Below are 11649 nucleotides of genomic sequence, written 5' to 3' on the forward strand. Positions count from 1 at the left end.
TACGTTCGATTCGCGCTAAAATGGGGGTATGTTCACGACGGTGAAGTCCGGAGCTGAGATGGTCGCCCTGCTACTGCAGGCCGGCGAACTCGTCACGGCCGCCCTCGCCGGAGTGCAGTTCAGCCTCCTCGATGATGACGATGCACTCAGCGTGATGGGCGCGCTGGAGGCCGTGGGGCGTCGGGTGGATGGTGGCCGGATCAGCTCCGCGGCCAATGTCGGGTTTCGCGCCGACTCCGGCCTCGGGCATGACTCGCTCGCGTGGAAGAACGGATGCCGCGGCAAGTTCGAACTGATCACCGGGGTGACGCGTATCTCGAGTAGCGAGGCGAAGCGGCGGATGCGCCTCGGCGGCACCATCACCGGGGTCTCGTCCGCGACCAGCGGCCTGGTCGGGCAAGTCATGCCGGTGCGGCACCCCGCCGTCGCCGAGAGTCTGGCCGCCGGGGAACTCGGCATCGACGCCGCCGACGTCATCGTCACCGCTCTGGAGCAGATCTCGACCCGGGTCGCCCCGGACGACCTCGACCGGGCCGAACGCGCCCTGGTGGCGTCGGCGACGGGGGCGATCACCCCGGAGACCGAAGGACTCCCGGGTGCGGGGATCGCGTTCAGTGCCGACCTCATTCGGGCGCAGGCCCACGAATGGGCGGCGATGCTCGACCCTGATGGGGCGGCGCCGAGCGACGACAAGACGGCCGCGAAGAGCACGTTCGGGTTCGGGCTCCTGCGGGATGGGCTGTATCCGCTGCGCGGCGGCGTGACGCCCGACCTCCGCGGCGTGATGAACGGGGTGTTCAACACGTTCCTCAGTGCCCACGCGGCACCCGCGTTTCCGTCGGCGGAGGACCAGGCGCGCCTGGAGGCCGGGGAACTCATCCCCGGCGCCGAAGAAGCCGTCGACGACCGCACCGGCGGCGAGAAGTGCGCCGACATTCTGCGGGCGGTGTTCGAAAAGACCGCCCGAGACCCGAAAACCCCGACCATGGGCGGCGCGGCGCCCGTCGTGATGGTGCACGTGAACGCCCGCGACCTGAAGAACGGTCGCGGCGTCGGCTGGATCGACGGCGTGGACGCCCCGATCAGCCTTCGCAGCGTAAACCAGCGGCTGTGCGCGGGCGGCTACCAGCAGGTCATCATCGGCGACGACGGCCACGTACTGCACCTCGGAGCGAAGGAACGCTTCTTCAGCCCCGCCCAGCGCCGCGCGATCGCCGCCCGCGACGGCGGCTGCGTCATCCCCGGCTGCAAAATCGCGGCCGCCTGGTGCGAGGTGCACCACGTGATCCCGTGGCAATCTCAGGGAAAGACCGACGTGGAAAACGGTGTGCTGCTGTGCTGGTTCCACCACCACACCATTGACACCGCCGGGTGGGACATCCAGATGATCAACGGCCGGCCTCACCTGCGCGGCCCGGTGCTCTTCGACCCCACCCGAACCTGGCGACCCGCCGCCGCACACCGCGCCAACACACCCAGCAGTGACCCGCCGTGGCTCAGATCGAAGCAGTGAAGAGCGCGGAGCAGTTGCACCCTACGGCCCGCCCCGGACAGACTTGCCGAACCAACAGCGGAGGCAAACGCTTCGCTCGCCGCCGGTCTTAGAAGGGCACGCCGCAGACCAGCGCTGCGTTGGCGTAGGGCGTCGCCTCACCGGTGCGAATGAACAGGGCAGCCGTCTTGGATAGCTCTTTCACATCGACATGGCTTCGAAGCTCGATATTGTCGAATCGGCTCGTGAGCCAGTGCTCCGCCACCGTCGACCGAATCTCCTCCGCAGCGACGCACCGTTCAAACACGGCCTCCTCAAGCAGAGCATCGAGCACCTGCTCAAACCGGGGAACGCCATGCACGAGGGCGAGGTCGATGACCGTGACCCCGGCCGGTATCGGCAGGCCACAATCGGCCACGATCACGACGTCAAGGTGACCCAGGCGGCTGATCGCCGCGTTCAGGTCGGCATTCAGAATTCCGCGGCGCTTCATGCCGCCACCTCCGGAAGAACGTCGTCCAGCGTCGGATACGAGGGCTGCGTTCCATGACCCCGCACGGCGAAGGCGCCGACACGAACCGCCACCCGAACGCCGTCGACCAGCGTCGCACCGGCCGCAAGCTCCGCGCTCAACGCGCCGACGAAGGCGTCACCGGCGCCCGAGGAATCAATCGATTCCACCGTGGGCGCCGCAACCGAATGCGTTCCGGTCGAATCTGCGATGACAGCACCCAGCGGCCCACAGGTCACCACAACGGAGGCGATTCCCCACGCCCGAAGCGCGTCGGCAACTCCGGCGTCGTCGCCCGGCACATCCTGGCCGGCAGCCACCTGCTGGAGCAGTAGTCCTGCTTCGTGCTCGTTCACGACGAGCGGATCGGCCAGGCGCAGCGCCTCAGCGCCCACCGCAACCACGGGCGCGAGGTTCAATACCACCCGACCACTGGTCCGCAGCATCACGGCCGTGATCGTGCTGACCGGGATCTCCCCCTGGAGCACGACGACAGCCGCCGTCTCGAGCAGCGACGCGTGCTGCTCAGCGACATCCGCTGTGACCGCATCGTTGGCGCCCGGAACGACGATGATGGTATTTTCACCATCGGCGCCGACCGTGATCAGTGCCAGGCCCGTGGGGCCCGGCACCACTCGAACCAGTGAAACGTCAACACCGCTGCTCGTGAGCGTCGCGAGGGCAGTGGCCGCGTGCGCGTCGTCGCCGACCGCACCGATCATGCTCACACGTGCACCACGCAGGGCAGCAGCGACAGCCTGGTTCGCTCCCTTGCCGCCCGGCAGCACCTGCAGTGAGCCACCGATCAAGGTCTCTCCGGGTCGCGGGTGTCGATCGACCCTGACCACCTGGTCGACGTTGATGGATCCCACCACGACGACGCGAGCTGCGGTGTGTGTCATTAGGAGAAGTCGCCGACGTTCTCCTTGGTGACCGATACGACCTCGACCGGAACGATCTCCTCAACCGTCTCACCGTTGATCGCCTTCAGTGCCTGCTCGACCGCGAGCTGTCCGAGCTTCGCGGGCTGCTGGGCAACCGTGCTGTGGAGTGTGCCGGCCGAGATGGCCTCGAAACCGTCGCTGGTGCCGTCGAACCCGGCGACCATCACCTCGGTACCGGCGCGGGCGCCGAGCGACTGGATGGCGCCAAGGGCCATCTCGTCGTTCTCGGCGAATATTCCGGTCACGCCGGCGTTGGCCTGCATGAGGTTGGTGGTCACGTCGAGCGCTGCGGCCCGGTCGAAGTTGGCGGTCTGCTCGGCGACGATCTGAATGTTCGGGTACGCCTTGATGCCTTCGCGGAATCCTTCGCCGCGGTCACGGCTGGCCGACGTGCCGGCGACGCCCTGCAAGATGATGACGCTGCCCGTCTCGCCCATCGATTCGGCGAGTGCGACAGCGGCCTGCGCTCCGCCCGCAACATTGTCGCTGGCGACCAGCGACACCACGTCGGCATCGTTCACGGTGCGGTCGACCGCGATGACGGGGATGTTCGCCTTGTTCAGCGCGGTGACCGAGGGGCCGGCTGCGGCCGAGTCGACGGGGTTCACGATGACGGCCTTGGTGTTTCCGGCCATCGCTGTCGCGAGCTGGTTGGCCTGGGTGGCCGAGTCATTCTGAGCGTCAACGATGTCGAGCTGCACGCCGGCCGACTTGGCGGCGGCCAGTGCGCCGTCGCGAAGGTCGACGAAGAAGGGGTTGTTGAGTGTGGAGAGGGCCATGACGATCTTGGTCTCCCCTTCGGCGGCCTCACTGGTGCGGTTGCAGCCGACCGTGCCGGCGAGAACGAGGGCAGCGACAGCGGAGAGCGTGGCTACCTTGCGGAATGCAGAAAACTTCATTGTCTTTTTCCTTGCGGGTTGAGGGTGGTGAATGTGAAAGAAGGGATCAGCGGCTGGAGGTCTTGCGACGCAGCACGTCGAAGCCAACGGCGACGGCGATGACCAGGCCGATGACGACCTGCTGCCAGAACGACGTGACGTTGAGTAGGTTGAGTCCGTTGCGAATGACGACGAGCACGAGGGCGCCGATGAACGTACCCGAAATGCGGCCCACGCCGCCCGCCAGGGAGGCTCCACCGATGACCACGGCGGCAATCGCATCGAGCTCGTAGCCGGCAGCGGCCTGCGGTTGGGCGGAGTCGAGCCGGCCCGCCAGGAGCAGGCCGGCGACGGCGGCGAACAGCCCGGCGAGGGCGAACACCGTCACCGTGATGCGCTTGACCGGCAGCCCGGAGAGACGGGCCGCTTCGGCGTTACCGCCCACGGCGTACATTGACCGGCCGATGACCGTTCGATTGAGAACGAACGACGCGATAAGGGCGGTACCGATCAGAACGATGATGGGCATCGGGATCGGGCCGAGGTCGCCGCCGAGGAACGAGACTTCGGGCGAGGTCGAGATCGGCCGTCCGTCAGAGATCACCAGGGTGAGTCCTCGAGCAACGCTGAGCATGGCCAGCGTGGCGATGAAGGAGGGGAGCTTGCCGTAGGCGCTTGCCAGGCCGTTGACCGTGCCGATCACCAGTCCGGTGACGAGTCCGCCGACCAGCGCCATCCAGCCGGGCAGCCCCGCGCTGGCGAAGAACCAGCCCGACACGGTGGCCGACAGCGCCGCGACGGAGCCGACCGAGAGGTCGATCCCGCCGGCGACGATGACGAACGTCATTCCGAAGGCGAGCACAGCGACCGTTGACACCTGAATGCCGATGTTGAGCAGGTTCTGGCCGGTCAAGAAGTTGGGGGTCGCGATGAACAGCGCCAGGCACAGCACAACCAGTCCCACGAGGGCGCCGTTGTTGGACAGGAATTTCTTGTAGTCGAAGGAGCGTGCCCGCGCCTGCATGGTGTCGGTCATCGTCGAACCTTCTTCTCTGCGTCGTCTGTGGCTGTCTCGGTCTCGAGCGCATCCCGGGTGGCAAGCGTCATGATTTCGTCCTGGCTGGTGTTGGCCGTGATCAGCTCGCCGGCCAGCCGGCCGTCACGCATGACCAGGATGCGGTCGCTCATGCCGATCAGTTCCGGAAGTTCGCTGGAGACCATGACAATCGCACCGCCGGCCGCGGTGATCTCGTTCATGAGCTCATAGATCTCGACCTTGGCGCCCACATCAACCCCGCGGGTCGGTTCATCGAGCAGCAGCACTGTCGATGCGGCGAGGATCCACCGGCCGAAGACCGCCTTCTGCTGGTTGCCTCCGGACAGCGATCCGATGGGCTGGTCGATGCTGTTCATGCGGATCCGCAGCGTGTCTGCGACGCTTGTCGCCCGCTCCCGCTGTCCGGCAAAGTCGGCGAGGCCGAGCCGTGCCGTGGAGGCGAGCGTGGCGTAGCCGAGGTTGTCGTTGACGGATGCGTCGAGCACGAGCCCCTGCACCTTGCGGTCCTCGGGCACATGGCCGATCCCGGCGGCGATGGCGGCGCGCACGTTTCCCTTGGGCAGGAGCGTGTCCCCTACCCGCACCGTGCCGGAGTCGTAGCGGTCGGCGCCCGCAATCGCGCGGATCACCTCGGTGCGTCCGGCCCCGACGAGTCCGGCGATGCCGAGCACCTCTCCGGCCCGCAGGCCGAAGCTGATGCCCTCGAAGCGGCCCTTCGCCGTGAGCGAATCAACGGTCAGCACCACGGCGGTCGTGTCGCTTTCGGTCAGGCGCCGGGGGAACTGGTCGTCGATGCTGCGCCCCACCATAAGTGTGACCAGGTCGGCTTCGGGTGTCGATGCCGGCACCTCGGCGACGAATTCACCGTCGCGCAGCACGGTGATGGAATCGCCGATTTCACCGATCTCATCGAGGTGATGACTGATGAACAGCATCCCAACGCCGTGGCTGCGCAGGTCGTTGACGACTCGGAACAGTCTGTCGGTTTCGGTTCTGGTCAACGCGGCGGTCGGCTCATCCAGAATCAGAATGCGAGCGTTGATGCTGAGTGCCTTGGCAATCTCGACGAGCTGCTGGCGTGCGATTCCCAGCTCCCCCACCCGGGTATCGACATCCATGTCCAAGCCGATCAGCTGCAGCGCGGCGCGAGCCTGGCGACGCAGCTCCTTGCGGTCGACCAGGCCAAACCTGGTGGGGAATCGGCCCATCATGACGTTCTCGGCGATGGTCAACGACGCAACCAGATTGAGTTCCTGGTGAATGGTCGCGATGCCGAGAGCTTCGGCCGCCCGAGTGTTCGGCAGGTGCACGGCGGTTCCGTCGACCAGGATGTCCCCGGCGTCCGGCTGGTAGACGCCAGCCATCATCTTGATCAGGGTGGACTTGCCTGCGCCATTCTCACCGAGCAGCACCTGCACCTTCCCCGGGTAGACGTCCACGGTGACGTCACGAATCACGCGGACGGGACCGAAGGATTTGCTCACGTTCTTCAGTGAGATGAGCGGCTGCTGGGTCATGTCAGTTCCTCCGTGTGATCGGGCCGGTGGCCGACGAGGCCCGGACGATCAGCTCGCTGGGCAATTGCACCGATGCGGGCCGACCGCCGGCAATGACCTGCTCGAGCAGGTCGACGGCGATGCGTCCCATGTCTTCGACGCTGTGCGAGACGACGCTCAGCGCGGGGTTCAACAGGGCGAACCATTCGATGTCATCGAAGGCGACGAGCGCGATCTGCTCCCCCAGCCGTACGCCGCGACGATTGAGCGTCGCGATCGCTCCGACGGCCATGAGGCTGTCGGCGGCAAGAATTGCGGTGGGCGGCTCGGTCAGTCCGAGCAGCGCCTCCACGCCAGCCGACCCGCTCTCGGCTTGAAAGTCGCCCTGAAAGATGAGTTGGGCGTCATGCGGGAGCCCGGCCGAAGCGATCGCTCGCGTGAACGCATCGAGGCGTTCCCGACCGGTCGACACGTCCTGCGGGCCGGCAATGTAGCCAATACGGGTGTGGCCGACGGCAACGAGGTGCGCCACGGCCTGGCGGATACCGCCATCGCTGTCGGTCGTCACGCTCGGCACGTCGATACCGGCAATCCGGCGGTCAACGAAAACCGTGGGGATGCCGCGTTCGATGAGCGAACGGATGCTGCCGCTGCCGTCGCCCTGGGGCGCCACGATGATTCCGTCAACGCGCTGCGAAATCATGACGTCGAGGTAGCGGTCCTGCTGGGCGGTCTGCTCGTTGGCGTTGCCGAGCAGGGTTACGTAGCCAGCGCCACGAGCGGCCTGCTCGACCGCGTGGGCGAGGTCGGCGAAGAACGGGTTGCGGATGTCGGAGACCAGCAGGCCGATGGTGTGGGTGTGGGTCGAGCGCAGTGCTCGCGCTTGTGCGTTGGGCCTGAAATCGAGTTGCCGCACCGCTGCGGCCACGCTTTCCCGGGATTCGGGGGAAGTCGCCGGGTTTCCGGAGAGAACCCGCGATGCGGTTGCCGCGGACACACCGGCCAGAGCGGCCACGTCCTTGATTGTTGTCACGCTCACCCGGAATCACTTCATCGTGGTTATCATGGAATCGATTCCATGGAAACGATTCCATGAGCATAGGTCGAACGAGGAGCCCGTGTCAAAACGAGCACCGCCCCGCGACCACGGCACCCCTCCCTCGCCAACGAGAACCCGCATGATCCCCGATCAGGCACCAGTGACGCTGGGCACCCATCTCCGGGCCGAGGAATGGCCGGTAGGCGGGCTGCGTTGGCGACGAGAACCGGCGTCAGCGCCGCCCGTGAGGGCGCTGGCGGGTTCGTTTACGGGCTTCGGTCGGCAGAATTACTTACTAAGGTCTATAAAGAAATAGGTGAGCAACTCTCGCGTTTACGTTCGATTCGCGCTAAAATGGGGGTATGTTCACGACGGTGAAGTCCGGAGCTGAGATGGTCGCCCTGCTACTGCAGGCCGGCGAACTCGTCACGGCCGCCCTCGCCGGAGTGCAATTCGCACTCCTGGACGACGATGCGGCGCTGGCCGTGATGGGCGCGTTGGAGGCCGTGGGGCGTCGGGTGGATGGTGGCCGGATCAGCTCCGCGGCCCATGTCGGGTTTCGCGCCGATTCCGGCCTCGGTCATGACTCGCTCGCGTGGAAGAACGGATGCCGCGGCAAGTTCGAACTGATCACCGGGGTGACGCGTATCTCGAGTAGCGAGGCGAAGCGGCGGATGCGCCTCGGCGGCACCATCACCGGAGTCTCGTCCGCGACCAGCGGCCTGGTCGGGCAAGTCATGCCGGTGCGGCACCCCGCCGTCGCCGAGAGTCTGGCCGCCGGGGAACTCGGCATCGACGCCGCCGACGTCATCGTCACCGCACTGGAACAGATTTCGACCCGGGTCGCCCCGGACGACCTCGACCGGGCCGAACGCGCCCTGGTTGCCTCCGCCACCGGGGCGATCACCCCCGAGACCGAAGGACTCCCGGGTGCCGGGATCGCGTTCAGTGCCGACCTCATTCGGGCGCAGGCCCACGAATGGGCGGCGATGCTCGACCCCGATGGGGCGGCGCCCAGCGACGACAAGACCGCCGCGAAGAGCACGTTCGGGTTCGGGCTCCTGCGGGATGGGCTGTATCCGCTGCGCGGCGGTGTGACGCCCGACCTTCGCGGCGTGATGAACGGGGTGTTCAACACGTTCCTCAGTGCCCACGCGGCACCGGCGTTTCCGTCGGCGGAGGACCAGGCGCGCCTGGAGGCCGGGGAACTCATCCCCGGCGCCGAAGAAGCCGTCGATGACCGTACCGGCGGCGAGAAGTGCGCCGACATTCTGCGGGCGGTGTTCGAGAAGACCGCGCGTGACCCGAAAACCCCGACCATGGGCGGCGCGGCGCCCGTCGTGATGGTGCACGTGAACGCCCGCGACCTGAAGAACGGTCGCGGCGTCGGCTGGATCGACGGCGTGGACGCCCCGATCAGCCTTCGCAGCGTAAACCAGCGGCTGTGCGCGGGCGGCTACCAGCAGGTCATCATCGGCGACGACGGCCACGTACTGCACCTGGGAGCGAAGGAACGATTCTTCAGCCCCGCCCAGCGCCGCGCGATCGCCGCCCGCGACGGCGGCTGCGTCATCCCCGGCTGCAAAATCGCGGCCGCCTGGTGCGAGGTGCACCACGTGATCCCGTGGCAATCCCACGGACTGACCGACGTGGAAAACGGTGTTCTGTTGTGCTGGTTCCACCACCACACCATCGACACCGCCGGGTGGGACATTCGAATGATCAACGGGAGGCCCCACCTGCGCGGCCCCGTACTCTTCGACCCCACCCGAACCTGGCGACCCGCCGCCGCACACCGCGCCAACACACCCAGCAGTGACCCGCCGTGGCTCAGATCCAGATAGTAAGCCGGGTCTTCCTGGCCCCACTGTCCCCTCCCCCGCAGGCGAAGGTTTCCGAACCGGACATCAGCGCCCATTGCGCTGGCCACACGTGTCCGATTCGGGACCTCTTGCGGCTACTGGGAGACGCTAACCGTGGGGGAACCGAGCTCGGCGGCGGGCATTTCCGCGGCGAGGCGGTTGGCTTCCTCGATCAGCGTGGCGACGATCTCGGACTCCGGCACGGTCTTGATGACCTCACCCTTGACGAAGATCTGGCCCTTGCCGTTGCCGGAGGCCACACCGAGGTCGGCTTCGCGAGCCTCACCCGGTCCGTTGACAACGCAACCCATCACGGCAACGCGCAGCGGAACGGTCATGCCCTCAAGGCCGTCCGTCACATCGTTCGCGAGCTTGTACACGTCGACCTGGGCGCGTCCACAGCTGGGGCACGACACGATCTCAAGCTTGCGCTCGCGCAGGTTGAGCGACTGCAGAATCTGCAGGCCCACCTTGATCTCCTCCGCAGGAGGCGCGCTGAGGGACACGCGAATGGTGTCGCCGATGCCCTCCCCGAGCAGGATGCCGAACGCCGTGGCGCTCTTAATGGTGCCCTGGAACGACGGCCCGGCCTCGGTCACACCGAGGTGAAGCGGCCAGTCGCCGCGTTCGGCGAGCATCCGGTAGGCCTTGACCATGATCACCGGGTCGTTGTGCTTGACCGAGATCTTGAAGTCGTGGAAGTCGTGATCCTCGAACAGGCTCGCCTCCCAGACGGCGCTCTCCACGAGCGCCTCCGGGGTGGCCTTGCCGTACTTCTGCAGCAGGCTGGGCTCGAGCGAACCGGCGTTCACGCCGATGCGCAGGCTCACGCCAGCGGCCTTGGCTGCGGCGGCGATCTTGCCCACCTGGTCGTCGAACTTACGGATGTTGCCCGGATTCACTCGAACGGCCGCGCAGCCCGCGTCAATGGCCGCGAAGACGTAGTTCGGCTGAAAGTGAATGTCAGCAATGACCGGGATCTGGCTCTTCTTCGCAATGATCGACAAGACCTCGGCGTCATCACGGGTGGGAACGGCCACGCGCACAATGTCGCATCCGCTCGCCGTGAGTTCGGCGATCTGCTGCAACGTCGCGTTGATGTTGGTCGTCTGCGTGGTCGTCATCGATTGAACGCTCACCTGAGCGTCACCACCGACGAGGACCTTACCGACCTTGATCTGGCGGGACTTGCGTCTCGGAGCGAGTATCTCGGGTACTTTGGGCATTCCCAAATTGATTGCAGCCACGGGTTCAGCCTACTCGTCGCTCTGGGAAAGAACCTGCAGCAGGGCCTGCAGAGTAGCGGCCGGGTGCTCCAGGTGCGGCGAGTGTCCGCAATCAGCCAGCTCGAGCTCGGTCGTGGCACCGCCCTGTGCCTCGTACGCGGCCAGCACCGCGCGAGTCTGCTGGATCATCGGCTGGGGCGGCGCCGTGTCGGCTCCGGGCCAGCCCGGAATCACCCCGAGCTGCCCCAGGAAGTTCAGGTCGAAATACGAGGTGTCCGACACGATCACATCATCACTGCCGTGCACCCACAGAATGGGCGGTTTGTCGGCCAGTTCGGAGATCGCGCTCGTGTTGAAGTACTGCGGTGCCATGGTGTTGAGCACGCCGCCGGTGCCGGGGGCGAAGCCGGGCCAGTTCGTCGAGGCGAGGGAGTCGCCCGGGTAATTGTCGGGGCCGGTGGCCGTCATGAGCATCGACTCAACCCACACGTCGTCATGGTCCGAGCTGAACGGCGGCTTGACGTACGCGGTCTGGTACACGGTACGCGGGCTTGTCTGCGCCTCAGCCGTGCGGTCGTGCGCGTTCAGCCGAGTGATGAAGTCCGGGTTGGCACCACCCGCGCCCGTTCCGGCGTCGTCCAGGTTCAGCCGCACCCCCTCGGCACCGCGAGTGCCGCCGAAACCGTAGGGCGAGACGGGCGCCACCAGGGTCAGGCTTCGAACGGATGCCGGGTGATCGAGCAAGAACTGCATCACCACTCCCCCGCCCATGCTCCACCCCACGAAATGCGCCCGGTCGACACCAATCTGCGCCAGCACCGACGCGACATCGTCGGCGAAGTCACTGAGGCCACGTGTGGCATCGACCGGCAGGGTCTCGCTTGTTCCGAAGCCGCGCAGGTCGATCGCCAAAGCCCGCACGGTGCGCGGCAGAGCCAGCATCATCGGTTGCCAGAACAGCGACGACGACACGTTGCCGTGAATGAAGACCACGGTTTCGGTCGGTGCTGTTGCGGGCCGCTCCAGCACCCCGGCCGACAGTCGTGGTGTGGTGATCGTGTGTTGCGTGATTCCGTCGAAAATTGTGTTGGTCATTAGGAAGTCCTCTCTGACTTCTCGGGGTACCAGGTGGTGCTCGGCCAAT

At 66.4% G+C, this 11649-nt stretch carries 10 protein-coding genes; 2 read left to right on the forward strand and 8 right to left on the reverse strand.

Annotation, left to right across the window (positions count from 1 at the left end):
* Positions 1-28 precede the first annotated feature (28 nt).
* Positions 29-1513 carry an HNH endonuclease signature motif containing protein gene (locus EDD25_RS03870; protein WP_134172114.1) on the forward strand — a complete coding sequence of 495 codons (1485 nt, stop codon included), beginning with the start codon at positions 29-31 and terminating at the stop codon, positions 1511-1513.
* Positions 1514-1601: 88 nt separating this feature from the next.
* Here EDD25_RS03870 and rbsD read toward each other — a convergent pair whose 3' ends face one another.
* The 6 genes from rbsD to EDD25_RS03900 are packed head-to-tail and all read right to left on the reverse strand — an operon-like array spanning position 1602 to position 7417.
* Complete coding sequence (rbsD, locus tag EDD25_RS03875; protein WP_134172115.1) at positions 1602-1985, reverse strand: D-ribose pyranase; 384 nt, start codon at positions 1983-1985, stop codon at positions 1602-1604.
* Positions 1982-2905, reverse strand: coding sequence for a ribokinase (locus EDD25_RS03880; protein ID WP_134172116.1), 924 nt, complete (start codon positions 2903-2905; stop codon positions 1982-1984). Before EDD25_RS03880 ends, rbsD begins: the two co-directional genes overlap by 4 nt.
* Positions 2905-3846: a substrate-binding domain-containing protein gene (locus EDD25_RS03885; protein ID WP_134172117.1), complete on the reverse strand. Its 942-nt coding sequence runs from the start codon at positions 3844-3846 to the stop codon at positions 2905-2907. Before EDD25_RS03885 ends, EDD25_RS03880 begins: the two co-directional genes overlap by 1 nt.
* 46 nt (positions 3847-3892) lie before the next feature.
* Positions 3893-4861, reverse strand: coding sequence for an ABC transporter permease (locus tag EDD25_RS03890; protein WP_134172118.1), 969 nt, complete (start codon positions 4859-4861; stop codon positions 3893-3895).
* Complete coding sequence (locus EDD25_RS03895) at positions 4858-6399, reverse strand: sugar ABC transporter ATP-binding protein (RefSeq protein WP_134172119.1); 1542 nt, start codon at positions 6397-6399, stop codon at positions 4858-4860. The genes EDD25_RS03890 and EDD25_RS03895 overlap by 4 nt, the downstream gene beginning before the upstream one ends.
* Before the next feature lies 1 nt (position 6400).
* Positions 6401-7417, reverse strand: a complete 1017-nt coding sequence (locus tag EDD25_RS03900; protein ID WP_134172120.1) for a LacI family DNA-binding transcriptional regulator — start codon at positions 7415-7417, stop codon at positions 6401-6403.
* Positions 7418-7779: 362 nt separating this feature from the next.
* Between EDD25_RS03900 and EDD25_RS03905 the strand changes: the two genes are divergently transcribed.
* Positions 7780-9261 carry an HNH endonuclease signature motif containing protein gene (locus EDD25_RS03905; protein WP_134172121.1) on the forward strand — a complete coding sequence of 494 codons (1482 nt, stop codon included), beginning with the start codon at positions 7780-7782 and terminating at the stop codon, positions 9259-9261.
* A 113-nt stretch (positions 9262-9374) separates the two neighbouring features.
* Here the strand turns inward: EDD25_RS03905 and ispG are convergent, their stop codons facing one another.
* Both ispG and EDD25_RS03915 read right to left on the reverse strand, forming a co-directional pair.
* Positions 9375-10526 carry a flavodoxin-dependent (E)-4-hydroxy-3-methylbut-2-enyl-diphosphate synthase gene (ispG, locus tag EDD25_RS03910; protein WP_175183006.1) on the reverse strand — a complete coding sequence of 384 codons (1152 nt, stop codon included), beginning with the start codon at positions 10524-10526 and terminating at the stop codon, positions 9375-9377.
* Between the two features lie 9 nt (positions 10527-10535).
* Positions 10536-11600 carry an alpha/beta fold hydrolase gene (locus tag EDD25_RS03915; RefSeq protein ID WP_134172123.1) on the reverse strand — a complete coding sequence of 355 codons (1065 nt, stop codon included), beginning with the start codon at positions 11598-11600 and terminating at the stop codon, positions 10536-10538.
* Positions 11601-11649 lie beyond the last annotated feature (49 nt).

Source organism: Cryobacterium psychrophilum (assembly GCF_004365915.1).
In the GTDB taxonomy this organism is placed as follows: domain Bacteria; phylum Actinomycetota; class Actinomycetes; order Actinomycetales; family Microbacteriaceae; genus Cryobacterium; species Cryobacterium psychrophilum.